At 66.6% G+C, this 23,728-nt stretch carries 25 protein-coding genes and 4 tRNA genes; 5 read left to right on the top strand and 24 right to left on the bottom strand.

What is annotated here, in order from left to right; all coding sequences use genetic code 11:
• Positions 1 to 16 precede the first annotated feature (16 nt).
• The 11 genes from ACWELJ_RS03830 to rplJ form a co-directional block, all read right to left on the bottom strand.
• Positions 17 to 1,261 (bottom strand): MCE family protein, encoded by a 1,245-nt coding sequence (locus ACWELJ_RS03830; protein WP_452364659.1) that lies wholly within the window; start codon positions 1,259 to 1,261, stop codon positions 17 to 19.
• Positions 1,258 to 2,484 (bottom strand): MCE family protein, encoded by a 1,227-nt coding sequence (locus ACWELJ_RS03835; RefSeq protein ID WP_452364660.1) that lies wholly within the window; start codon positions 2,482 to 2,484, stop codon positions 1,258 to 1,260. Before ACWELJ_RS03835 ends, ACWELJ_RS03830 begins: the two co-directional genes overlap by 4 nt.
• A complete protein-coding gene (locus ACWELJ_RS03840) occupies positions 2,481 to 3,740 on the bottom strand; it encodes an MCE family protein (protein WP_452364661.1) in 1,260 nt (419 codons plus the stop codon). Before ACWELJ_RS03840 ends, ACWELJ_RS03835 begins: the two co-directional genes overlap by 4 nt.
• A gap of 3 nt (positions 3,741 to 3,743) precedes the next feature.
• Positions 3,744 to 4,751 carry an MCE family protein gene (locus ACWELJ_RS03845; protein ID WP_452364662.1) on the bottom strand — a complete coding sequence of 336 codons (1,008 nt, stop codon included), beginning with the start codon at positions 4,749 to 4,751 and terminating at the stop codon, positions 3,744 to 3,746.
• Positions 4,751 to 5,827 (bottom strand): MCE family protein, encoded by a 1,077-nt coding sequence (locus ACWELJ_RS03850; protein WP_452364719.1) that lies wholly within the window; start codon positions 5,825 to 5,827, stop codon positions 4,751 to 4,753. Before ACWELJ_RS03850 ends, ACWELJ_RS03845 begins: the two co-directional genes overlap by 1 nt.
• 8 nt (positions 5,828 to 5,835) lie before the next feature.
• The gene (locus ACWELJ_RS03855) at positions 5,836 to 7,170 is read right to left on the bottom strand and encodes an MCE family protein (protein WP_452364720.1); all 1,335 of its coding nucleotides are present in this window, start codon (positions 7,168 to 7,170) and stop codon (positions 5,836 to 5,838) included.
• 70 nt (positions 7,171 to 7,240) lie between these two features.
• Entirely contained in the window at positions 7,241 to 8,029 is a 789-nt protein-coding gene (locus tag ACWELJ_RS03860; protein WP_452364721.1) for an MlaE family ABC transporter permease, read from the bottom strand.
• A gap of 80 nt (positions 8,030 to 8,109) precedes the next feature.
• Complete coding sequence (locus ACWELJ_RS03865; RefSeq protein WP_357091085.1) at positions 8,110 to 8,904, bottom strand: MlaE family ABC transporter permease; 795 nt, start codon at positions 8,902 to 8,904, stop codon at positions 8,110 to 8,112.
• 10 nt (positions 8,905 to 8,914) lie between these two features.
• Positions 8,915 to 9,973 carry an ABC transporter ATP-binding protein gene (locus ACWELJ_RS03870; protein WP_452364663.1) on the bottom strand — a complete coding sequence of 353 codons (1,059 nt, stop codon included), beginning with the start codon at positions 9,971 to 9,973 and terminating at the stop codon, positions 8,915 to 8,917.
• Positions 9,974 to 10,250: 277 nt separating this feature from the next.
• A complete protein-coding gene (rplL, locus tag ACWELJ_RS03875) occupies positions 10,251 to 10,631 on the bottom strand; it encodes a 50S ribosomal protein L7/L12 (protein ID WP_452364664.1) in 381 nt (126 codons plus the stop codon).
• Between the two features lie 75 nt (positions 10,632 to 10,706).
• On the bottom strand, positions 10,707 to 11,234 hold the full coding sequence (rplJ, locus tag ACWELJ_RS03880) for a 50S ribosomal protein L10 (RefSeq protein WP_452364665.1): 528 nt from the start codon (positions 11,232 to 11,234) through the stop codon (positions 10,707 to 10,709).
• Positions 11,235 to 11,654: 420 nt separating this feature from the next.
• On the opposite strand from rplJ, the gene ACWELJ_RS03885 reads away from it, so the two are divergent.
• Together ACWELJ_RS03885 and ACWELJ_RS03890 are read left to right on the top strand one after the other, a co-directional pair.
• Positions 11,655 to 11,948, top strand: a complete 294-nt coding sequence (locus ACWELJ_RS03885; RefSeq protein ID WP_452364666.1) for a hypothetical protein — start codon at positions 11,655 to 11,657, stop codon at positions 11,946 to 11,948.
• Between the two features lie 26 nt (positions 11,949 to 11,974).
• Entirely contained in the window at positions 11,975 to 12,226 is a 252-nt protein-coding gene (locus ACWELJ_RS03890) for a hypothetical protein (protein WP_452364667.1), read from the top strand.
• Between the two features lie 100 nt (positions 12,227 to 12,326).
• On the opposite strand, the gene rplA is transcribed toward ACWELJ_RS03890, so the two are convergent.
• From rplA to ACWELJ_RS03940, 10 genes are all read right to left on the bottom strand, one after another.
• Positions 12,327 to 13,037, bottom strand: coding sequence for a 50S ribosomal protein L1 (gene rplA, locus ACWELJ_RS03895; protein ID WP_357091073.1), 711 nt, complete (start codon positions 13,035 to 13,037; stop codon positions 12,327 to 12,329).
• Between the two features lie 92 nt (positions 13,038 to 13,129).
• The gene (gene rplK, locus ACWELJ_RS03900; protein ID WP_452364668.1) at positions 13,130 to 13,564 is read right to left on the bottom strand and encodes a 50S ribosomal protein L11; all 435 of its coding nucleotides are present in this window, start codon (positions 13,562 to 13,564) and stop codon (positions 13,130 to 13,132) included.
• Positions 13,565 to 13,727: 163 nt separating this feature from the next.
• On the bottom strand, positions 13,728 to 14,525 hold the full coding sequence (gene nusG, locus ACWELJ_RS03905; protein ID WP_452364669.1) for a transcription termination/antitermination protein NusG: 798 nt from the start codon (positions 14,523 to 14,525) through the stop codon (positions 13,728 to 13,730).
• 138 nt (positions 14,526 to 14,663) lie between these two features.
• Positions 14,664 to 15,053 carry a preprotein translocase subunit SecE gene (secE, locus tag ACWELJ_RS03910; RefSeq protein ID WP_452364670.1) on the bottom strand — a complete coding sequence of 130 codons (390 nt, stop codon included), beginning with the start codon at positions 15,051 to 15,053 and terminating at the stop codon, positions 14,664 to 14,666.
• A 29-nt stretch (positions 15,054 to 15,082) separates the two neighbouring features.
• Positions 15,083 to 15,155: transfer RNA gene (locus tag ACWELJ_RS03915), tRNA-Trp, on the bottom strand.
• A gap of 180 nt (positions 15,156 to 15,335) precedes the next feature.
• A complete protein-coding gene (locus tag ACWELJ_RS03920; protein ID WP_452364722.1) occupies positions 15,336 to 16,379 on the bottom strand; it encodes a fused (3R)-hydroxyacyl-ACP dehydratase subunits HadA/HadB in 1,044 nt (347 codons plus the stop codon).
• A gap of 199 nt (positions 16,380 to 16,578) precedes the next feature.
• A complete protein-coding gene (rpmG, locus tag ACWELJ_RS03925; protein ID WP_029925945.1) occupies positions 16,579 to 16,749 on the bottom strand; it encodes a 50S ribosomal protein L33 in 171 nt (56 codons plus the stop codon).
• A gap of 42 nt (positions 16,750 to 16,791) precedes the next feature.
• Positions 16,792 to 16,864, bottom strand: a tRNA-Met gene (locus ACWELJ_RS03930).
• An 81-nt stretch (positions 16,865 to 16,945) separates the two neighbouring features.
• Positions 16,946 to 17,018, bottom strand: a tRNA-Thr gene (locus ACWELJ_RS03935).
• A 253-nt stretch (positions 17,019 to 17,271) separates the two neighbouring features.
• Positions 17,272 to 17,353 (bottom strand) — tRNA-Tyr (locus ACWELJ_RS03940).
• 138 nt (positions 17,354 to 17,491) lie between these two features.
• Here ACWELJ_RS03940 and ACWELJ_RS03945 point away from each other — a divergent pair.
• Entirely contained in the window at positions 17,492 to 17,983 is a 492-nt protein-coding gene (locus ACWELJ_RS03945; protein ID WP_452364671.1) for a YajQ family cyclic di-GMP-binding protein, read from the top strand.
• Between the two features lie 41 nt (positions 17,984 to 18,024).
• Here the strand turns inward: ACWELJ_RS03945 and htpX are convergent, their stop codons facing one another.
• Together htpX and ACWELJ_RS03955 are read right to left on the bottom strand one after the other, a co-directional pair.
• A complete protein-coding gene (gene htpX / locus ACWELJ_RS03950) occupies positions 18,025 to 18,909 on the bottom strand; it encodes a zinc metalloprotease HtpX (RefSeq protein ID WP_452364672.1) in 885 nt (294 codons plus the stop codon).
• Positions 18,910 to 19,010: 101 nt separating this feature from the next.
• Positions 19,011 to 20,033 carry a polyprenyl synthetase family protein gene (locus ACWELJ_RS03955; protein ID WP_357281789.1) on the bottom strand — a complete coding sequence of 341 codons (1,023 nt, stop codon included), beginning with the start codon at positions 20,031 to 20,033 and terminating at the stop codon, positions 19,011 to 19,013.
• Between the two features lie 178 nt (positions 20,034 to 20,211).
• On the opposite strand from ACWELJ_RS03955, the gene ACWELJ_RS03960 reads away from it, so the two are divergent.
• Together ACWELJ_RS03960 and ACWELJ_RS03965 are read left to right on the top strand one after the other, a co-directional pair.
• The gene (locus ACWELJ_RS03960; RefSeq protein ID WP_452364673.1) at positions 20,212 to 21,486 is read left to right on the top strand and encodes a geranylgeranyl reductase family protein; all 1,275 of its coding nucleotides are present in this window, start codon (positions 20,212 to 20,214) and stop codon (positions 21,484 to 21,486) included.
• Positions 21,483 to 21,902, top strand: coding sequence for a helix-turn-helix transcriptional regulator (locus tag ACWELJ_RS03965; protein WP_452364674.1), 420 nt, complete (start codon positions 21,483 to 21,485; stop codon positions 21,900 to 21,902). Before ACWELJ_RS03960 ends, ACWELJ_RS03965 begins: the two co-directional genes overlap by 4 nt.
• 4 nt (positions 21,903 to 21,906) lie before the next feature.
• On the opposite strand, the gene ACWELJ_RS03970 is transcribed toward ACWELJ_RS03965, so the two are convergent.
• On the bottom strand, positions 21,907 to 23,556 hold the full coding sequence (locus ACWELJ_RS03970; RefSeq protein WP_452364675.1) for a purine-cytosine permease family protein: 1,650 nt from the start codon (positions 23,554 to 23,556) through the stop codon (positions 21,907 to 21,909).
• Positions 23,557 to 23,728: the final 172 nt, after the last annotated feature.

Here is a 23,728-nt window from a genome sequence, read left to right on the forward strand (position 1 = left end):
TTTCCTCTCCTGCCGGTCAGTGCTTGGGCGTGATGCCCATGAGGGTGGACAGCTGGGTGGCCACCGGGTTGAGGTTGAGCTTGTCCGGGTCGTACTTGGGCTTGTCGTCCCACGGCTGGGCGACATTGGGGTCGGCCAGTTCGGCGCGGGCCCCGCCGCGCACGGTGGTCTCACTGCCCTGCGGCACCGCGCAGTGCGCCTCGGTGTTGAGCGGGAAGTCGTCGCGGGTGTCGTCGAAGTTGGGGTTCTGGGCCTTCATCTGGTCCAGAATCCGCTGCGTGCCTTCGTATCCCAGCGTGCAGGCGGGCGGGTTGTTGGTCTCGAGCACCAGGCCGAAGTGGGTGGTGCCGTCACCGGGCGCGGTGGAGGAGCCGCCCAGCGGCAGCAGCGGCAGCATGGCCAGCACCGGGCCGAGGGCGTAGAACTTCGGCGAGATGGCCTGCAGCAGGACCCGCAGGTTGGTGAGGTCCTTGGTGAGGGCCGGGCCGCTCTCCTGCAGCAGGCGGTTGATCGCGGAGCCCGCGTCGGTGCCGGTGCCGATGAGGCGGCGGATGTCCGGGTCATTGGACTTCAGCTGCGCGGTGAGCTTGTCCAGGCCGTCGCTGAACTGCAGGATCGCCGGCGACTGTTCGGCCTGGGTGCCCAGCACGGTGTGGGCGGACCGGATCAGGGCCAGGGTCTGCTTCAGGTTGTCGCCGCTCGCGGTGGCGGTGAACTTGTTGAGCGAGTCGACCAGGATCTTGAGGTCGTCGCCCTTGCCGTCGAAGGCCTTGCCGAGCTCGGTGATGGTGGTGGACAACGCCTTCAGGTCGGTGGTGCCGGCGAAGGTGTCGACGCTGGTGAGCAGGTCCTCCACATGGATGGGCAGCTGCGCGCCGGTGATGACCGAGCCGTCCTTCAGGTACGGTCCGCCGTCGCTGGAGGGCAGCAGGTCCACGAACTGCTCGCCGATGGCGGAGCGGTCGGCGACCACGGCCTTGGCGTTGGCGGGGACCTTGGGCTTGGAGGAGTTCATCTCCAGGGTGATGAGCACGCCGTCGGGGGTGACGTCGAGGTCGCCGACGCGGCCGACCGGGACGCCGCGGTAGGTGACCTCCGCGCCCTTGGACAGGTTGCCGGTCTCGGCGGCCTGCACCTTCACCTTGTACAGCCCGAAGCCGAGCATATTGTCCAGCCGCACGTACTTGGCGCCGACGAACACGACGCCGACCACGGCGATGATCGCGAAGGCGATCAGCTGATTACGCACCAGACGAGTCATCGCGGACCACCCACTCCCAGCTGCTCGAGGATCGATCCGAGCGGATCGGTCGGTCCCGGCTGCCCGGTGGGCCGCGCCACGGTGGGCGGCAGGGGCAGCAGCGAGACGGTCGGCCAGCCGCCGCGCGGCCCGTTGCCGTTGTAGTACGGGTTGGTCGGATCCACGTTGACCTGGCGGCCCGCGGGCGGCAGGTACTGCGGATCCGGCTTGCCCACACCGAGATTCGACAGCAGGCCGCCGATCTGCAGGTCCACCGAGAGCCAGGTGTTGACCTGGCCGCCGAACGCGGACTTGATGGCCTCGTCCGGGAACGGATAGGTGGGGATGAGCGGGAACGCGGTCACCAGGTCACCGGCCGACGCGCCCAGCGCCTGCAGCGTGGGCCGCAGCGAGGACAGGTCGGTGATCAGGTTCTCCTTGGACTTGTCGAGCACGTCGACCCCGGCCTGGCCGACCCGGTCCAGCTGGGTCAGCAGCTGAATCAGTTGCGGCCGTTGCTCATTGAGGATCTTGATGCCGGCGGGCAGCTCGTCGAGGATCTTGCTGATCTGCGTGGTCTGGGTGCTCACCCGGCTGGTCAGCGTGTCCAGGCTGTCCAGCGCGCGGGTGATATTGCCGACCTGGTCGTCGAGGCCCTTGATCAGGGTGTTGGCCTGGTTCAACAGGTCCCGGACCTTGCCCTCGCGGCCGTCCAGGGTCTTGTTGAGCTCCACGATGATCGGCTGCAGCTGCGCCACGCCGCCGCCGTTGAGCAGCAGCGACAGCGCGCCGAGCACCTGCTCCACCTCGGTGGCGGTGCGGGTGTTCTCGACGGGGATGCGGGCCCCGTCCTTCAGGCGCGCGGAGTCGGCGTCCTTGGCGGGCGCGGACAGCTCGATGTACTTCTCGCCCAGCAGGTTGGTCTGCTTGACCTCGGCGCGGGCATTGGCGGGCAGGTCGACGTCATCGTTGACCAGCACCTGCACGCTGGCTTCCCAGGCGTTGTCGGGGGCGATGCGGATCTTGTCGACCCGGCCCACGGCCACGCCGTCCACCTTCACCGTGGACTGCGGGACCAGGTCCAGCACGTCGGCGAAGCGGATGTCGAGGTGCAGCGGATGCTTGCCGATGTTCGGGCCGCCGGGCAGCGGAATGCTGTCCGCGCCACAGCCCGCCGCCACCAGCGTCACCGCGCCGAGCGAGGTGGCGACCAGCGCCGCGCGCCGGATCCGGTTGGCGCTCATCGCTGTCCACCTTCCTGCTGCGACGGCGGCAGCTGGTCGGACGGAGTGCCGGGCACCGAGCCGGGCACCGCGTTGCGCTGTTCGTTCTCGCCGCTGAGGATGCCGAAGGGCAGCACCAGCGAGGGCGTCTTCACGCCCGCGGTGAGCTGGTCGGTGATCAGCTTGCAGTTGTTCAGGATCGGGCCGAGCTGCCGCGAGATGGCCTCGAACTTGGGGTCGCCGGGACGCAGCTTGCCCAGGTCCAGCATCTTGCAGATGACGCCGAACGGGTCCTGCAGGTCGGTGAAGTTGGGGCGCATGTCGAGCGTGCCGGTCTCACCGTTGTGCACGTTGATCAGGTTGCTCAGCGCCGTCGGGATGAGCGGCAGCGCCTTGGCCAGATCGTCGCGCTGATCGGCGAGGGTCTGGGTGAGCTTGGTCAGCGCGTCCGCGTTGGACTGCACCAGGTCCCGGTTGTTGTCGATGAACCGGGCCACGTCGCCGAGCGCGACCGAGAGCAGGCTCAGCGCGTCGCCGAGGGTCTGGCGCTCGTCGGACAGGAACCCGGCCAGCGAGGCCAGCTGGGTGTTGAAGGTCCGCACCTGCGCGTCGTTGTCGGCCAGGGTCTGCACGAAGGTCTGCAGGTTCTTGACCGTGTCGAAGATGTCGGTGCGCGAATCGGAGAGCGCGTGCGCGGCCTTGGAGAGCTGGGTGAAGCTGTTGCCCAGCGCGTCACCGTTGCCGGCCAGGTTCTCGGCGCCGGTGCGGGCCAGCTGGTTCAGCGCGCCGTCCTTGTTGGCGCCGTTGGGGCCGAGCGCCTCGGACAGTTCGGTGATGCTCTTGTAGAGGCGGTCCACCTCGACCGGGGTCGCGGTGCGTTCCTTGGGGATGGTGGCGTTGCGCCCCATCTTGGGTCCGCCCTTGTAGGCGGGCGCGAGCTGGATGTACCGGTCCGACACCACCGAGGGGGTGATCTGGGCGGCCTTGGCGTCGGCGGGGATGTCGTAGCGGCGGTCGACCTTCATGACGACCTCGACCACGTCCCCCTTGGGGGTCACCGAGTCCACATGCCCGACCGGCACACCCAGGACCCGAACGTCGGAGCCCTTGTAGATGCCGATGGACTTGTCGAAATACGCGGTGATCTTGGTGGTTTCGAGCCGGTCGTAGCTCCACCACGCCACCGCCCCGAGCGCGACCGCGAGGGCGGCCACCAGGGCGATGATCTTGCTCTTACGGCTGGTGCCGCTCAGCGCGGTCAGCGGATTCTTCGCCACGGGTTACCCTCCCAACTTTCGGATCGGATCGCGGTTGCCCGGAATGTCGGGCAGGGCGGGCGGAATCAGGTTCGTGATGACCGCGTCGAACCAGCGGCCGGTGCCCAGCACGTTGGAGTAGAGCCCGTAGAAGGGCGCGGCCAGCGTGAGGGTCTTGGACAGATCGGCCTGGTGATCGTTGAGCAGGTCGATCGTCTTGTTGAGGTTGGTCAGCGCCGGGCCGATCTGTTCCTCGTTGTCCTTGACCAGCGCGGTCAGTTCCGCCGCAACGGTTTTCGCGCCGGTGAGCAACTGGTGGATGGCCTGCTGGCGCACGTTCAGTTCCGCGATCAGCTGGCCGCCGTTGGCGAGCAGCCGCTCGAATTCCTGGTTGCGGTCGGCCAGCACCTTGGAGGTGGTCTTGGTGGCGGCGAACAGCTTCTTGAGCTGGTCGTCGCGCTTGGCCAGCGATTCCGAGAGCCGGGCCACGCCGTCGATGGACCCGCGCAGCTGCGGCGGGGTCGCGGAGAAGGCGTCGGAGAGCACCTGGAAGCTCTGGGCGAGCTGCGCGGTGTTGGTCTGCTCGATGTTCTTGGCGGCGTCGCTGAACGCGTCGACCACGTCGTAGGGAGACACCGTGCGCGACAACGGAATCCGCTCCCGCGGGTTCGCGGTCCGGTCGCCCTTCGGGTCGAGCGCCAGGTACTTCTGGCCCAGCAGCGTCTTGATCTGGATGGACGCGGTGGTCTCGTTGCCGATCCAGGCGTCCTGGGTGCGGAAGTCGACCAGCACCTTGTCGCCGTCGAGGCGGACATCGGAGACCGCGCCGACCTTCACGCCGGCGATGCGGACCTCGTTGCCCTTCTTCAGGCCCGCGGCCTCGGAGAACTCGGCGGTGTACTTGGTGCCCGCCCCGATCAGCGGCAGCTTGTCGAGATTGAACGCGGACAAGGTCACCAGCAGCACCAGGATCAGGCCCAGCCCGCCCATGAATGCCGGACTGCGCTTGCCCATGACAATGCGGTCATCCATCAGCGGCCTCCCTTCCCGTGGCAGCGCGGCGCCGGATTCGTGTAGATCGGCTGATTCACCGTCGGCATGTTCTGCAGCGCGGGCGGGAAGTTCAGCTGCGGCGCGTCCTTGGTGCCCGGTCCCGCGACGATGTCGATGCCGCACAGATAGAACTGGAACCAGGAGCCGTAGGAGGCGGCGCGGCCCAGCTTGTCCATCTTGATCGGCAGGTTGGTCAGGCCCTCGTCGACCTCGTCCTTGCGGTCGTTGAGGGTGCCGGTCAGCTGGTTCAGGCCCGCGATCGCGCCCTGCAGGTTCGGCCGCACCGGGACCAGCAGGTCGGCGGTGGCCTGGGCCAGACCGCCCAGCGAGGAGACCGCGGAACCGATGGTGCCGCGCTCGGCGTTCAGGCCCGAGACCAGCGCCTCGGTGTTCACGATCAACTGGTCGAGCTGGTCGCCGCGCGAATTGATGCTGTCCAGCACCAGATTCAGGTTCTTGATCAGCTCACCGATCACCGCGTCCTTGTCGGCGATCTTGTTGGTCAGCGAGGCGGTATTGGCCACCAGGTCCGCGATGGTGCCGGACTCGCCCTGGAAGACCTGGATGATCTCGTAGGACAGCTTGTTGACGTCCTCGGGAGTGAGGGTCTGGAACAACGGGCGGAAGCCGTTGAACAGCTCGGTCAGATTGACCGCGGGCTTGGTGCGCTCCAGCGGGATGGTCGCGCCCTTGTTCAGCTTGCGGCCCTGCTGCCCGGTCCCCTGCTCCAGCGCGATGTAGCGCTGGCCCACCAGGTTCCGGTACTTGATGGTCGCCGTGGTCGAGGCGGGCAGCCAATCCCGGTCGGTCAGTTCGAATTCCACGGTGGCCAGCCGCTTGTCCACGATGGCCACATTGGTCACCTTGCCGACGCGGACACCCGCGACCCGCACCTCGTCGCCCTTGTTCAGGGAGGTCACGTCGGTGAAGCGGGCATTGAACTTGGTGCCGCCGCCACCGTAGTTGGCGATGGTGAGCGCCAGCACGCTCGTCAGGAAGACCGTGACGAGAATGAAGGCGATCAGTTTGGTCAGCGTCGGCCCGAGGCCGCGCAACAGATCCTTCACTTGACGCTCACCTCACTGCCGCGGAAAGCGGGCGCGGCGATCTTGGTGACCCAGCTGGGCACCTCCTCGGGCGAAACGCCGTGGGCGGCACCGTAGATCGTGCCCAGCGCCTGGGACTCCTGCGGCGAGTACGCGGTCGTCGGCGTCTGCGGCCCGTACACCTTGTACTGCGGCGCCTGCATCCGGCCGATGTTCTGGTCGCCCGGGTTCCGGCTGGGCGGCTGATAGGAGCCGTCATTGGCGGAACCGTCGGTGTACTGACCCGGATCGGTGAACGGCGGGTACATCGGAATGCACAGCGGGCCACGCTGATCGAACCACCGCGGCTCGTCCTGGTTGGGGACGTAGCGACCGCGCGGATTCACGATCGACACGCTCACCCGCGAACCCGGCAGGTCGGTGCCCTTGCCGAAGATCTGGTCGATGCGCGGCTTGAGCTCCGCGAAACCGGCCAGCGCGCAGCTGTAGCTGGGCGAGTACCTGGCCAGCTCCACCAGCGCGGGCCGCGAGTCCGCCGCCACGTCGATGATGTTGTCGCGGTTGAGCAGCAGGAAGTCGGCGGTGGTGGTGGCGCTCGGGGTGAGCGTCGCCAGCAGCGTGTCGATCTGCGACTTCTTCTGCACCACGGTCGCGTTGGTGGTGCGCAGGTTGTCCAGCGCGGACACCAGCTGCGGCGCGGCGTCGGAGTAGGTGGTGGCCACGTCGGCCAGGCTCTTCAGATCGTCCTGCAGCGTCGGCATCTCACCGTTCACCTGGGTGACGATGTCGTCGAGCCGGTCGATGGTCCGGCCCAGCTCCTCGCCCTGCCCCTGCAGCGCGTTGGACAGCGCGCCCAGCGTCGAGGACAGGTACTGCGGCGGAATCGCCTGCAGCAGCGGCAGGATGTGGTCGAGCAGCTGGCTCACCTCGACGGCGTTGCCGGAGGTGTCCTGGTGCAGGGTGAGACCCTCGGTGAGGTGGCCCTGCGGGCTGTCCGGCCACACCAGGTCGATGTAGCGCTCACCGAACAGGGTCTTGGGCAGCAGCCGCGCGGTCACGTTGGACGGGATCTTGTCCGCCTTGGCCGGGTCGATGGCCAGGTCCAGGTGCACGTTCTTGCCGTCGTAGCTGCTCGAGCGCAGCTCGCCGACGGTCACGCCACGGACCTTCACATCCGCGTTGCGGGTCAGCGCGTTGCCGACGGTGTCGGTGATCAGATTGACCCGCACCGTATCCACGAACTGCTTGTTGTAGATGGCGATGGTGGTCCACAGGAACAGCGCCACCAATGCGAAGAACAGCACGCCCAGGGTCCGCTTCTTGAGCGTCTGCCCGCGCTCCGGGTTGCTCATGCTGCCCCCATCCGGGATGAACGGGCGGCCTGCGTGGTTACGCAAGCTGCCTCCTCCGGCCGCTGACCGTTCATCCCGCCACCCGCACCGTCGTGGTCGTGCCCCAGATCGCCAGGGACAGGAAGAAGTCCAGCACGTTGATCAGCACGATCGCGGCGCGCACCGCGCGGCCCACGGCCACGCCGACGCCCGCGGGGCCACCGGTGGCGTTGTAGCCGTAGTAGCAGTGCACGAGGATGATCACGAACGCGAAGACCAGCACCTTCACGAACGAATAGAGCACGTCCTCCGGCGGCAGGAACAACGCGAAGTAGTGGTCGTAGGAGCCGCTCGACTGCCCGTTGAAGTAGATGCTGATCAGCCGCGAGGCCAGGTAGGTGCCCAGCAGGCCGACCACGTACAGCGGGATCACCGCGAGGAAGCCCGCGATGGCGCGGGTGGTCACCAGGAACGGCACCGACGGCACCGCCATCACCTCGAGCGCGTCGATCTCCTCGGAGATCCGCATGGCGCCCAGCTGCGCGGTGAAACCACAGCCGACCGTCGCCGAAAGTGCCAGTGCCGCAACCAGAGGCGCGAGCTCACGGGTGTTGATGTACCCGGTGAGGAAGCCGGTGAGCACGCCCGAGCCCAGCGCGTCGAGCGCCTTGAAGCCCTGCAGGCCCACCACCACGCCGACCGAGGCCGACATGAACACGATGACGCCGATGGTGCCGCCGATGACCGCCAGCGCACCCGACCCGAAGGTCACCTCGGCCAGCAGCCGGGTGACCTCCTTGCGGAAATGCACGATGGTCCGCGGGATGGCGCCGATCGCCCGCGAGTAGAACGACATCTGATCGCCGGCCCGGTCGACCATATTGACCGGCGCCATGAGCGCGGGCTTGACCCGGCGCGCCGACCGGGAGAAAACGGTGGAGCGCTGCGAAACAACCATTGTCACGCGCCCTTTGCGGGTACGACCTGAAGATAGATCAGGGTGAGGATGAGGTTCAGGAAGAAGAGCACGAGGAACGTGATGACCACCGACTGGTTCACCGCGTCGCCCACGCCCTTCGGTCCCCCCTTGGGATGCAGGCCCTTGTAGGCGGCGATCACGCCCGCCACCACACCGAAGATCAGTGCCTTGATCTCACCGATCACCAGGTCGGGGATCTGCGCGAGGGCGGAGAAGGACGCCAGGTACGCGCCCGGCGTGCCGCCCTGCAGACCCACGTTGAAGAAGTAGCCGCCGCAGATGCCGACGACCGAGACCATGCCGTTGAGCAGGAAGGCGACCAGCATCATGCCCAGCACGCGCGGAACCACCAGGCGCTGAATGGGATCGATGCCGAGCACTTCCATGGCGTCGATCTCCTCGCGAATGGTGCGCGAGCCGAGATCGGCGGCCACGGCGGAACCGGCGGCTCCGGCGATGATCAATGCGGTCACCACCGGTGCGGCCTGCTGGACCGTGGCCAGCACGCTGGTCGCACCGGTGAAGTTCTCCGCCCCCAGCTGCTTGATGAGCGAGCCGGTCTGCAGGGCCACCACGGCGCCGAACGGGATTGCCACCAGTGCGGCGGGGAGGATCGAGACACTCGCGATGAACCACGATTGCTCGATGAACTCCCGCCACTGGAAAGGCCGGCGGAACGTCTTCCGGAACACGTCGAGAAAGAGTCCGAAAACATTGCCGGCCTGGGCAAGTCCCGACTCGACCGAGGTGCGCAGTCGCGTCGAGGAGGGGTTCACGGGCGGTATGTTACCCGTTAGTTAGGTTCTGTCGAACCGTGGTGTCGTAGCCACCCTGGTACGCGGGCATCACCTGCGTGTCGGCATCGCCGTTCTCCGCCATGGACTCCCGGATCGCCTCCTGCGCGGCGGGCGGCAGGGTGTGCATGATCTGGCGAACCCGCTCACGGCGGCGGGCCACCGCGCCACGCACGGGCATGCCCGGCTGCGCCCGCATCTGCGGGATGATGCCCTCGATCTCCTCGGCGCCACCGGCGTGGTGACCCGAGTCGAACATGGCCTGCTCGCGGGCCATCTGGGCTTCGTCCTTCTCCTCGGACATACCGATGGGGCCCTGCATGCGGCCGTTGAGGAACTGCTTGACCACCGGCTCATCGGAGGTGAGCAGCACCTCGCGGGGACCGAACATGACCAGGTTGCGGCGGAACAGCATGCCGATGTTGTCCGGCACCGTACGGGCCAGGTTGATGTTGTGCGTGACGATCAGGATCGTCGCGTCGATCTGCGCGTTGATGTCGATCAACAGCTGCGAGAGGTACGTCGTGCGAACGGGATCCAGACCGGAGTCCGGCTCGTCGACGAGGATGATCTGCGGGTCCAGCACCAGCGCGCGGGCCAGGCCGGCGCGCTTGCGCATACCGCCGGAGATCTCGCCGGGCAGTTTGCCCTCGGCGCCGAGCAGACCGGTCAGCTCGAGCTTCTCCATGACGATCTTCTTGATCTCGGATTCGCTCTTCTTGGTGTGCTCGCGCAACGGGAAGGCCGTGTTGTCGAACAGGTTCATCGACCCGAACAGCGCGCCGTCCTGGAAGAGGACGCCGAACAGCTTGCGGATCTCGTACAGATCCTTGTTCGAGCAGGTGGTGATGTCGGTGCCGTCGATGTAGATCGAGCCCTTCTCCGGACGGAGCAGACCGATCAACGACTTCAGGAAGACGGACTTACCGGTGCCCGAAGGGCCGAGCAGAGCGCTTACTTCCCCCGACGGCAGCGTCAGCGTGACGTCCTGCCAAATACGCTGGGATCCGAACGACTTCGTGATGCCTTCGGTCCTGACCTCGACGCCCACGCCAACCTCCACTTTCTCCGACGAGCGCCCTACATGTGGGACGATCCGCCACAAATTTCGCGCGGTGTGGCGCGTCACAGTAGGTCCGGTCACTGTATCGCATATATACCGTCTCGGACACCGGGACCTGACCGGTCGGTAGCAACATTCGCATTGCAGTACCGATTACGCGCCAATCACGGCAGCAGAATACGCGAAAAGGGCGGCACCACAATGGGTACCGCCCTTTTCACAATCTGAACGCCACCGGGGTGTGACCCCGGCACGCCATCAAGAATTACTTGATGGTGATCTTGGCGCCGGCCTCTTCCAGCTTCGCCTTGGCGGCCTCGGCGGCATCCTTGGCGACCTTCTCCAGGATCGGCTTCGGGGCGCCCTCGACCAGGTCCTTGGCTTCCTTCAGGCCCAGGCCGGAGACGATCTCACGCACGACCTTGATGACCTGGATCTTCTTGTCGCCGGCACCCTCGAGGATGACGTCGAACTCGTCCTGCTCCTCGGCGGCCTCGGCCGGGGCAGCGCCACCGGCGACCGCGGCGACGGCGACCGGAGCAGCGGCGGTGACCTCGAACTTGTCCTCGAACGCCTTCACGAACTCGGACAGCTCCAGCAGGGTCATGCCGGCGAAGGTCTCGAGCAGCTCATCAACGTTGGCCATTGATATTTCCTTTCGGTAGTTCCGTCACCGCGTGAACGGTGACGAAGAAGTTGGGGGTGGTTGTGCAGAAACCGCTTACGCGGCTTCCTCGGCGCGCTTCTTGTCCTCGAGGGCCGCGGCCAGACGGGCGACCTGCGAGGCCGGGGCGGCGAACAGCCCGGCGGCCTTGGCAAGGTTGCCCTTCATGGCGCCGGCCAGCTTGGCCAGCAGCACCTCGCGCGACTCGAGGTCGGCGATGCGCTCGACCTCGGACACGGACAGCGCAGCGCCGTCCATGTAGCCGCCCTTGATGATGAGCGCCTTGTTGTCCTTGGCGAACGCCTTCAGCGCCTTCGCGGCCTCGACCGGCTCACCGGTGATGAAGGTGATAGCGGTCGGACCGACGAACAAGTCATCCAGGCCTTCGACGCCCGCCTCGGCGGCGGCACGCTTGACCAGGGTGTTCTTGGCGACGGAGTAGGTAGCGTTCGCACCGAGGGCACGACGCAGCTCGGTGATCTTACCGACGGACAGACCACGGTATTCCGTGACGACAGTCGCGGTGGACGCCTTGAACTGCTCGGTGATCTCCGCGACCGCGGTGACCTTCTCAGCCTTTGCCATACTTCGCCTCCTCTCTGGATGGTCGGTTCTCGTATGAACTACCGAGTTCCGCCAACAGGGGCCGGCGACAAAGCTAACGCCCCGGTCGCAGAGCGAACCCGGGGCGCACAAGAAACGATCGCGATCTCTCGCGGGTTTCCCGACCTCGGCTCTCCCTGCGTGGGTCGCCGGCAATATCGCCGGACCTTCAGCCGCCTGACGGCAGCAACCAACGGTCTTCGGTAGAACGATGTGGGGTGATCACCGGAAACTCCGGAGAGCGTGTCGATGACCGTCGTCCAATATAGCGGACCAGCATCGATACGCCAAAACGGGGCGGTTCGAGCAGCCCGGACCCCCATCCGACAGACTCCAAAAATGGGGTATTTCAAATTGACTGATCTCGGATAGTGTCGGCGAACATATTTCCAGGAGGAAGCTATGTTCCGATTGCTCACCAAAACCCTTGCCGCCATTACCCTTTCGACCGCCCTACTGGGCGCGGGCCTCGGACCCGCCCAGGCCTCCCCCACCGCGGACGTCTCCGCGACCCCCATCGCCGGTTCCGGATCCGCGTCCGGCTCGGGCGGCTCGGGATCGTCACTGACGCCGCTGTTCACCGTCCCGCTGGGCGCGCTCTACATCGTGCTCTGCAATGCCGAACCCACCACCAGCCCGCTCTGCGCCCTGATCTTCAAGATCGGCAGCGGCAGCGTCGAGCCGGATCCGGCTTGACCGCGACACCCCCGAAGGGAATCCCCATGACCAGAACGGTCTCGAAAGTCCTTGCCGCGGTGGCCCTCTCCGCCGGACTGGCGGGTATCGCCGCCGCTCCCGCGAACGCCGACGTCACCCTGCCCCCGCGCGGAACCGGTTCGGCCGCGATCGACGGCGGCTCCTCGGTGCTCCAGGCCGGATCATCCGCCATCGTCACCCCGATCGTGGGAACGCTCATCCGATCCCTGTGCACCATGAGCACCGGCGACCCGATCTGCGGCCTGCACGACCTGTGACGCTCGGGGCACCCCACCCCACCAATACCGAAGGCCGGCACGATTTCTCGTGCCGGCCTTCGGATGTTTTCGCGTCGCTACGCTGCTACGCGGAAGGGACTCAGTCCTCTTCGGCGAAGTTGCGGGTGCGGTTCGGGTCCACCGGGATGCCCGGTCCGGTGTTCGTCGAGAACGTCACCTTCTTGACGTAGCGGCCCTTCGCGGTGGAGGGCTTGACACGCAGGATCTCGTCGAGCGCGGCGCCGTAGTTCTCGGCCAGCTTCTTCTCGTCGAAGGAAGCCTTGCCGATCACGAAGTGCAGGTTGGCCTGCTTGTCGACGCGGAAGTTGATCTTGCCGCCCTTGATGTCGTTGACAGCCTTGGTGACATCGGGGGTGACCGTGCCGGTCTTCGGGTTCGGCATCAGGCCACGCGGGCCCAGCACGCGAGCGATACGACCGACCTTGGCCATCTGGTCCGGGGTGGCGATCGCGGCGTCGAACTCCAGCCAGCCGCCCTGGATGCGCTCGATCAGGTCCTCGGCGCCCACGGCGTCGGCACCGGCGGCCTCGGCCTCGGCGGCCTTGTCGCCGACGGCGAACACGATGACGCGGGCGGTCTTACCGGTGCCGTGCGGCAGGTTGACGGTGCCGCGGACCATCTGGTCGGCCTTGCGCGGGTCGACACCCAGACGGACGGCGACCTCGACGGTCGCGTCGGTCTTGGTGGTGGCGGTCTCCTTCGCCAGGCGCGCGGCGGCCAGCGGAGCGTAGAGAGCAGCGCGGTCGACCTTGGCGGCCGCCTCGAGATAAGCCTTGCTTCGTTTTGCCATGTTCGTCTGTCCTTGTCTAAGTCAGAAGTGGTGCGGGACAGGCGGTCCCTCCCACCGAGCTGTGCATCCCTGGTCAGAGACGCAGCAGGCTCTTACTCCGCGATGGTGATACCCATCGAGCGGGCGGTACCAGCGATGATCTTCGCCGCGGCGTCGATGTCGTTGGCGTTGAGGTCTTCCTGCTTGGTCTTGGCGATCTCACGGACCTGGTCCATGGTGATCTGCGCGACCTTGTTGCGATGCGGCTCGGCGGAGCCCTTCTGGATTCCCGCGGCCTTCAGCAGCAGACGCGCGGCGGGCGGCGTCTTCAGCTTGAAGTCGAACGTGCGGTCTTCGTAGACCGTGATCTCGACCGGGATGACGTTGCCACGCTGCGACTCGGTCGCCGCGTTGTACGCCTTGCAGAACTCCATGATGTTGACGCCGTGCTGACCCAGCGCCGGACCCACCGGCGGAGCCGGGTTGGCCTGGCCGGCCTGGATCTGGAGCTTGATGAGCCCAGCGACCTTCTTCTTCTTCGGGGGCATCTTTCTTCCTTGGTTAGGTTCCTTACGGATCACCCGTAAGCCTTTTCCGGGACTTGCGCCCAGGGCACGACGAGATCAGGCCCTAGGCACAACCCGGCAAGTCTACGTGAACGCGAAAAAGGCGGTGACACCGGGTGAAACCCGGGCCACCGCCTTGACGCGACTAAATCTTGGCGACCTGCGTGAACGCCAGCTCGACCGGGGTCTCGCGGCCGAAGATCGAGACCAGCACCTTGAGCTTCTGCTGCTCGGCATTGACCTCGGAGATGCTGGCCGGCAGGGTCGCGAACGGGCCGTCCATGACGGTCACCGACTCGCCGACCTCGAAGTCGACCTCGATGATCGGCTTCGCGACGGCGGTGTCGCCACCGGTCGAGGCGGCAGCGGCGGCCGGCGCGGCGGCCTTCTTCTGCTGCGCGGCCGGGACCAGGAACTTCACCACGTCCGGAATGGTCAGCGGCGAGGGCCGCGAGGTGGCGCCGACGAAACCGGTCACACCGGGGGTGTTGCGCACCGCGCCCCACGACTCGTCGTTCAACTCCATGCGGACCAGGATGTAACCCGGCAGCACCTTGCGGTTGACGTTCTTCTTCTGGCCGTTCTTGATCTCGGTGACCTCTTCGGTCGGAACCTCGACCTGGAAGATGTAGTCCTCGAGACCGAGGTTCTGCACGCGGGTCTCGAGATTGGTCTTCACCTTGTTCTCGTAGCCGGCGTAGGAGTGCACGACGTACCAGTCGCCGGGCGCGCGACGCAGCGCGGCGGTCATCTCGGCGACCGGGTCGGCGGGCTCGTCGGAGATCTGGGCCGCCGGACGGGCGGGCTCGGACGCCTCGGCGTCCGCCGCGAACTCGTCGGCGTCGGCGAAGCCCTCAGCGTCCTCGACGTCCGCGGTGGTCTCTTCGATCACCGCGTCATCCACCGGGAATTCCTCGGTTGTGCCGTTCTCCGGGGTGCTCACTGGGGCACTCGCTTCCTTAGTCGTCACGTAATCCTCTGCGCGCCGGGGCAAGGCATAGCCCGGCGGATGTTCCCGCTCCCCGCCTCTGCCCGGGGGCCGGTCACCGGCCGCGACGGTCAGACGCGGTCATCGTGCCGCCTAGCCGAAAAGCCAGTTGACACCCTTGATGAACGCCACATCCAAACCGCTGATGAACGCGATGATGAAAATCACGAACACCAGGACAACGCTCGTATAGGTGACCATCTGCTTGCGGTTGGGCCAGATGACCTTGCGAAGTTCCGCGATGACTTCCTTGAGGAACTTCATCAGGCGCTTGAACGGATTGCCCGTACCGCTCTGCCCGGCCTTCTTGCCTTTGCCGGACTGCTTGGTGGCTGCCTTGGCCGAATCCGACGGTCGTTCGATCGTCGCGACGGCGCTGGACGACGCGGCGCGGGTGCGCCGGGCGGACCGCTTGCCGCTCGGACGAGCCACCGCGGCGGTGTCTTCGCCATCTTCGTGGCGAGTGTCCCGCTCGTCGCTCACGTCGATCCTCTCTAAGTCGGCATCCAGGGCAGGGGCGACAGGACTTGAACCTGCAACCTGCGGTTTTGGAGACCGCTGCTCTGCCAGTTGAGCTACGCCCCTTCGGCTGGACGGGGTTGCTTCCAGCCACTGTTCTGTTCAGTTGTACTACAGGGTCATTTCATACAACACGCGCCGCTCCTCGGAGCAGCGCGCATCGGCTGGTGACCCCAGATTTTCGAGTGTACGTTACCCCGACTGACGATCGCCAATCGGGGTGTCGCGGTCCGCCCGGTCTCCGCCTCAGCCGAGCTGCACCGTCGCGGTGGCGCGACCGAAGATCTTGCGGCCCTCCGACTTCGCCACGATGGCGATCACCGCGGTGCGGGTCTCGGGGTCCACGGACTTGACCTTGCCGGTGTACTCGATCTCCGCGGGACGGTCGATCGGGACGTACACGGGGCTGGTGAACCGGACGTTGTACTCCTTGACCGAACCCGGGTCGCCCAGCCACGAGGTGACGAAGCCGCCGCCCAGGCCCATGGTCAGCATGCCGTGCGCGACAACGTTTTCCAGGCCGACCAGCTTCACGACGTCGTCGCTCCAGTGGATCGGGTTGGCGTCGCCGGAGACGCCGGCGTAGTTCACCAGGTCGCCGCGGGTGAGCAGCACGGTGCGGGAAGGCAGTTCGTCACCGGCGGCGACGTCGGCGAAGCGGCGGGTCTGCGCGCTGGCCACCACGCTGCCGGTGGGCAGCGCCGCCACGGACTGCTCGGGGGTGTCGATCTCGATGGGCTCGCCCGCGTCGGCGGCGTCCGGGCCGACCCCGTGCATGAGCACATTGCGCACGGCGTCACCGATATTGGGGTCGATGTCACCGCCGCTGCGGCCGATCAGGGTGGTGTAGGTGGTGAGCACCAGTTCGTCGTTCTGGGCCAGCACGTCATTGCGGGTGACGATGATGTCGCCGCCGAAGGCCTGGCGGAACGAGTGCAGGTAGACGACGCAGGACAGCTGATCGCCGGCCTTGATGGGCCGGTGGAACTCCAGGATCTGATCCGTCTGCATGATCTGGCTCAGGTCGTAGCCGGTGACGATCTGCTCGAAGAGCTTGCGCTGAGCCAGGATTCCGACGAGCGAGATGAACGTGAGGGGGGCGACCAGGGCGTCGTGGCCGTGCGCCGCGGCGGCGTCCTCGTCCCAGTGGACCGGGTGGTAGTCCTGCACCGCGCGGGCGTACTCGCGCACCTTCTCGCGACCGACCTCGTAGTAGTCCTCCACCCGGTAGTGGTGGCCGACCATCGCGGCGGCGTGCGCGGCAGGGTCGAAGAGCTCGGATTCGACCATGTCGGCCTCGATGTCAATCTCAGTGTTGATCGTCACGGCAGGAAGTCCCTATCTGCTCCCAGGAAACGGGAACGGGCGAGAGCGCAGAACCACCGCTATATACGCCAAGTGCCGGACCGGGGCCCTTGTCCCTTTCTAAGAGACTAAGTGACTTACCGATCCGGCACTCTGTCCACGCGGTTGTTCGCGCGGGGTTAAGTTAGCGAGACTCGCGATGCGCCCGGTGGGTACCGCAGTTCGGGCAGAACTTCTTCAGCTCGAGACGGTCCGGGTCGTTACGCCGATTCTTCTTGGTGATGTAGTTGCGGTGCTTGCACTGCTCGCAGGCCAAGGTGATCTTTGGCCGGATATCAGTGGACTTCGCGGCCACGATTGCCTTCTTTCCGGTCAGCCTGATTGGGATATCAGTATGTAGCGATGGCCGGACTTGAACCGGCGACACAACGATTATGAGTCGTTTGCTCTACCGACTGAGCTACACCGCCATCTGGTGTCGGTACTTGACGGCGGGGAGGTCCCGGGTCCTGCTAGGAGAAGCCGAGCCGTTCACCACCGGCAATCCGGCGAGCCCCCTAACGGAATCGAACCGTTGACCTTTTCCTTACCATGGAAACGCTCTGCCGACTGAGCTAAGGGGGCGTGTCTGTCTTGCTCCGGTCCGGGCCGGGGCGCTGACGACTTGAACGAGATTACACACATCCCCGCGCACTCTCCAAACCGGCTGGTCATCGCCGGTTTTCAGATCATGCGAGCGGCCCGGATCGAGCGCCGCGCCCATCCGAGCCGATGCGGCCCGCGGACGCATGGGCGGGGGCCGGAACACACCGGCCGCGCGCGAAACCCCGCGAAACGCGAAGAGCCCCCCAGACTCTCGTCTGAGGGGCTCTTACTGTGGCGGATGAAGGATTTGAACCTCCGAAGCATTACGCGGCTGATTTACAGTCAGCTCCCTTTGGCCGCTCGGGCAATCCGCCGGGGTACGCCTTCCAGCGCTTCAGCAGAATACCCTGAACCCACGCCCGGAATGCAAACCGGCTGGATACAGCCATGCCGGAGCGGCTAGCGTCGATGGTGGAACATCCCGGATATCCGATCTCGGACAGGAGAAGAGTGTGGCGGATTCGTCGTTCGATGTGGTCAGCAAGATCGATCGCCAGGAGGTGGACAATGCCCTGAACCAGGCCGCGAAGGAGCTGAGCCAGCGCTACGACTTCCGCGGTACCGGGGCGAGCATCGAATGGTCGGGCGAGGAGAAGATCATCCTCAGCGCCGAGTCCGAGGACCGCGTCAAGGCGGCCCTGGACGTGTTCAAGGAGAAGCTGATCCGCCGCGACATCTCGCTCAAGGCGTTCGACGCGGGCGATCCGCAGGCCTCGGGCAAGGTGTACAAAATCACAGGCACCCTGGTCCAGGGCATCACCACGGAGAACGCGAAGAAGATCGCCAAGAAGATCCGCGACGAGGGCCCCAAGAGCGTGAAGGCGCAGATTCAGGGCGAGGAGCTGCGCGTCAGCAGCAAGAGCCGCGACGACCTGCAGGCCGTCATCTCCTTGCTGAAGGGTGGCGATTTCGAGATCGCCCTCCAGTTCGTGAACTACCGCTAACGGCGGTGGAGGACGGGTGGGGGCTTTGCCCCCGACCCCCGTCAGTAGCGGCGTGGGCCGCCGGCCAGCTCCTCGAGCCGGGCGATGCGATCGGCCATGGGCGGGTGGGTGGAGAACCAGCGGGCCATCTTGTCGCCGGCCCGGAAGGGGTTGGCGATCATCAGGTGGGACTGGGCGGTGAGCTGCGGTTCGGGGGGCAGCGGGGCGGCCTGGGTGCCGCGTTCGAGTTTGCGCAGGGCCGAGGCCAGCGCCAGCGGGTCGCCGGTGAGTTCCGCGCCGTCCTGGTCGGCCTGGTATTCGCGGGAGCGGGAGACGGCCAGTTTGATGAGCGTGGCCGCGAGCGGGCCCAGCAGTGAGACCAGCAGCAGCGCAATGACATTCGGGCCCTCGCCGTCGCGGTTGCCGCCGCCGAAGGCGCCCGCGAAGAAGGCCAGGTTGGCCAGGCCGGAGATGACCGAGGCGAGCGCGCCCGCGACCGACGAGATCAGGATGTCGCGGTTGTAGACGTGGGACAGCTCGTGCCCCAGTACCGCACGCAGTTCCCGCTCGTCGAGGATCTGCAGGATGCCGGTGGTGCAGCAGACCGCGGCGTTGCGCGGATTACGGCCGGTGGCAAAGGCATTGGGCGCGTTGGTGGGGCTGATGAACAGGCGCGGCATGGGCTGGCGTGCGGCCGTGGCCAATTCGCGCACGATCCGGTACATGGCCGGGGCTTCCAGCTCGGTGACCGGCTGCGCGTGCATGGCCTTCAACGCGAGCTTGTCGCTGTTGAAGTAGGCGTAGGCGTTCATGCCGACGGCCAGCACGATCGACAGGATCAGGATCGTGGGGCTGCGGAACAGCGCCCCCACGAACACGATCAGCGCCGACATCCCGACCAGAAGCCCGAACGTCTTCAACCCGTTCGCATAACCATGCCCATGCATACGGTCTCCTTCCGACGTCCCTCACCGCTGAGTTACACCAGGTCAACGATAGAGCCGCGGGTTGAAGTTCCCAGTTATTCGACTGATCGGTTTCGAATCTGTCAGCCGACCCGTTCGATGGTGTAGCGGACCAGCTGCTCGAGCGCGTCATTGGCCGGACCGCCGGGCAGGGCGGAGAGTTCGGCGTGCGCGATATCGGCGTAGCCGTGCAGCTTCTCCTTGGCCAGCACCAGGCCGCGCGAGCGCGACAGCAGGTAGAGGGCCTCCTCCACATCGGCGTCGGTCTGCGGCGGGGTGGCCAGCAGCTTGCGCAGGCGGTCGCCCTCGGCGCCCTCGTCACGCAGCGCGTAGAGGACGGGCAGGGTGTGCACGCCCTCGCGCAGGTCGGTGCCGGGGGTCTTGCCGGACTGCTCGGACGCCGAGGAGATGTCGATGATGTCGTCGGCGATCTGGAAGGCGGTGCCGACGGCGTCGCCGAGGCGGGCCAGGCGTTCCACGTGGTCCAGGCTCGCGCCGGAGAAGGTGCCGCCGAAGCGTCCGGCGGCGGCGATCAGCGAGCCGGTCTTCTCCCACACCACGCGCAGGTAGTGCTCGACCGGGTCCTGGGACTGCCGGGCGCCGATGGTCTCGCGCATCTGGCCGGTGACCAGCTCGGCGAAGGTCTCGGCGATGATCCGGACCGCGTCCGGGCCGAGGGTGGAGACCAGGCGGGAGGCGTGCGCGAACAGGTAGTCGCCGGCCAGGATGGCGACGCTGTTGCCCCAGCGGGAGTTCACGCTGGGTGCGCCGCGGCGCATGGAGGCCTCGTCCATGACGTCGTCGTGGTACAGGGTGGCCAGGTGCACCAGCTCCACCACCGTGCCCGCGACGACCAGGTCGGGGCTGGTCGGGTTGGGGCCGAGCTGGCCGGTGAGGATGGTGAACAGCGGGCGGAACCGCTTGCCGCCGGCCTTGGCCAGGTGCAGCGCCGCTTCCTGCAGGAATTCCTCGCCGTCGGACAGCTCGGTGATGAGCAGGTCCTCGACCTCGATCAGGCCCTTGCGCACTGTGGCGGCGAGCTCGGGATCGCCAAGATCGACCCCCGCGACCACGGTGCTCTCATCGCTCACAGCTGATGCGCTCATTTCTTCTCCCAGTGCCGCGTCCGACCCCACGCCAAAGAACCTAGCGTGTGCGTCGATCACCCCCTATGGACACCACCGTAGTGCGACCAACGAAACACCCGCCACGCGAATCGAAACGCCCATCGGGAAGCCCGGGGTGAATATGCGCGCGCGGTGATGTGCTGCGAGTATTGGTCGCATGGGTTCATCGGAAGTCGCGCCCGAGCAGGGGAAATCATCGGATGTTCTGCCCGCGCACGCCGATATTCTGGTCGTCGGCGCTGGTCCCGCGGGGTCCGCGGCGGCGGCGTGGGCGGCGCGCGCCGGACGCGACGTGTTGCTGACCGATTCGGCGCTGTTCCCCCGCGACAAGACCTGCGGCGACGGGCTGACCCCGCGCGCCACCGCCGAGCTGGAGCATCTGGGGCTCGGCGACTGGGTGCGGGCGCACACCGTGAACCGGGGCCTGCGGATGGCCGGATTCGGGCGCGAGGCCCTGCTGCCCTGGCCGAACGGGTCCTTCCCCACCTACGGAAGTGCCGTTCCGCGAACCGAACTCGACGACAAGCTGCGCGAGACCGCGGTGAAGTCGGGGGCGCGGATGGTGGACGGCGCCAAGGTGGTGGAGGTGGCCCGCGAGGGCGACCGGGTCACCGGGGTGACCATCAAGACCGAGGGCGGGCTGCGCGCGGTGTCGTGCAAGACGCTGATCGTGGCGGACGGGGTGCGCTCCCCGGTCGGCAAGATGCTGGGCCGCACCTGGCACCGCCGGTACGCGTACGGGACCGCGGCGCGGGCGTACATCAAATCCGAACGCAGTGACGACGAGTGGATCACCTCACATCTCGAATTGCGTGATGCGAACAATGAATTGATTCCCGGCTACGGCTGGGTCTTCCCGCTCGGCAATGGCGAGGTGAATATCGGCGTCGGTTCGCTGGCCACCGAAAAGCGGCCGTCGCATATCGCGTTGAAACCGTTGCTGCAGCACTATGTCTCGCAGCGGCGGGCGGAATGGGGTTTCGAGGGCGAGGCGCGGGCGGTGGCGTCGGCGCTGCTGCCGATGGGCGGCGCGGTGTCGAACCTGGCCGGGCGCAACTGGGCGCTGGTCGGCGACGCCGCGGGCTGCGTGAACCCGCTCAACGGCGAGGGCATCGACTACGGCCTGGAGGGCGGGCACATGCTGGCCGCGCTGCTGGACCAGCCGGACCTCACCCACATCTGGCCCGAGCTGCTGCGGGAGCGTTACGGCCGCACCTATTCGGTGGCGCGGCGGCTGGCCGGGCTGGCCACCCATCCGCGCACGGTGCCGCTGGGCGGGCCGCCGATGATGCGGTCGAAGCTGTTGCAGCGCACCGCGGTCCGGGTGATGGGCAATCTGGTCACCGACGAGGACCTGGACCTGACCGCCCGGCTGTGGCGGACCGCGGGCCGGGCCTCGATGCGGATCGACACGCTGCGGCCGTTCACGTGACCGCCCGGCCGGTTCCCGAGGAGCTGCTGCCGCATCTGCGGCGAGCGCGGGATCTGGCCGACCGGAATTACGCCGAGCCGCTGGACCTGGACGCGCTGGCCGCGGCCGCGGGGGTGTCGAAGTACCACTTCCTGCGGTGTTTCGCGGCCACCTACGGCAAGACGCCCGCCCTGTATCTCGCCGAGCGGCGGATCGAGCGGGCGCAGGACCTGCTGCGCGCCACCAATGTGACGGTGACCGAGGCCTGCGTGCTGGTGGGGTACTCCAGCCTCGGGTCGTTCAGCCGGAAGTTCACCGACCTGGTCGGGATGTCGCCCTCGGAGTATCAAGCGAAGTTCGCTGCCGAGGGCGCACCCCATATCCCGGGCTGCTACGTCTTCATGCACGGTCTCTCGGATCGAAAGCCGCGGGCGTAGCGGGCTATTTCGAGGGCAGCACGTGGATTCCGGTCTTGTCCGTGGACAGGGCCAGCGAGCTGATGTACTGGATCTCGCCCTCCGGTCCCGGCACCGCCGAGGCGATCATGTCGGGGCGCTCGAACTCCATGCCGGTGACGACGCAGGTGAGCGTCTCCCCCGACGGGTTGCCGTGCTCGTCGAACATCGGCAGGTCGATGCCGTCGTGGTCGCGGCGCAGGTAGTACTCGCCCTTGGTGAGGATGGCGGTCAGCGGGGTGGCCAGGAACGCGACCACCACGGCCACGATGGGCGAGTACGGCTTCAGGGTCGCACCGAAGAGGCCGAAGAAGGTCATGATCGACAGCACCGCCGATAGGCCGAAGCCGACCAGGCCGACCGGGTTGAAGTCGTGGAGCATGCCGCGGCGGAACTCCGGCTCCTTGGGCGAGAGCTTCAGCACGTACTTGTTGATCGCGATATCCGTTGCGACGGTGACGATCCAGGCGATGCCGCAGTTGGCGTAGAAGCCGAGGATGTTGTTGAGGAAGTCGAACATGTTGGCTTCCATCAGGATCAGCGCGATGGCCAGGTTCAGGCCCAGGAACACGATCCGGCCCGGGTAGGCCTTGGTGACGCGGGTGAAGGAGTTGGTCCACGCCAGCGAACCCGAATACGCATTGGTCACATTGATCTTGATCTGGCTGATCACGACCAGCGCCACGGCCAGGGTCATGGCCAGCCAGGACGGCATCATGTCGCGGTAGATCTCGAGGAACTGGTGCACCGGCTGGTTGGCGATGTCCTGCGCGCCGGGCAGGTTGGCGATCAGGTAGACCGCCAGGAACAGGCCGACGACCTGCTTGATCGCGCCGAACAGCACCCAGCCGGGTCCGGCCAGCAGCATCCAGCCCCACCACTTGCGGGCGTTCTCGGGGGTCCGGGGCGGCATGAAGCGCAGGTAGTCGATCTGCTCGGCGATCTGGGCGATGAGCGAGAGGCAGACGCCCGCGGCGAGCAGCGCGCCCGACAGGCTCACGCCCTTGCCGTCCTGGCCCCCGTAGGACAGGAAGTCGCCCACCGAGTCCGGGTGCCGGACCAGCAGGAAGCCGAACGGCAGCACCATCAGGATCAGCCACAGCGGAGTGGTCCACACCTGGAGCTTGGCGAGGGTGTTCATGCCGTAGATGACCAGCGGGAAGATCATCACCGTGGACACCAGGTAGCCGACCGGGAGCGGTACGTGCAGGCCCAGTTTCAGGCCCTGCGCCATGATCGAGCCCTCGAGCGCGAAGAAGATGAACGTGAAGGAGGCGAACACGATGTTCGTCACCACCGACCCGTAGTACCCGAAGCCGCTGCCGCGGGTGATCAGGTCCAGGTCGACGTTGTAGCGGGCGGCGTAGTAGGCCAGCGGGAAGCCGGTGATCATGATGACGATCGCGAAGATGCCGATCCCGACCAGCGCGTTTCCGGTGCCGTTGGCGATGCCGATGTTCGCGCCGATGGAGAAGTCGGCCAGGTAGGCGATGCCGCCGAGCGCCGAGACGCCGACCACCGCCGGACTCCATTTCCGGTAGCTGCGGGGCGCGAACCGCAGCGTGTAATCCTCCAGCGTCTCCCTGGACGCGGCCACCGCGTTCGCCGTGGGGGTTTCGACTTGAACCACCGGCACTCCTCGTTCGGGCTCGTCGCGAGCTGTTTTCCGATTCGAGGGTGGTCAGTGATTGTTGATCTCGGCTTTCCGGCCGATTGCGCGGCTGTTACGGAAGCCTCACCGAGGTTCCGAGTGTGTGAACTCGGCTATCTCGGCGTAATTCGCGCGGTCCCCGGACCGGAATCGCGCA

The sequence above is a fragment of the Nocardia sp. NPDC004582 genome (assembly GCF_053602115.1).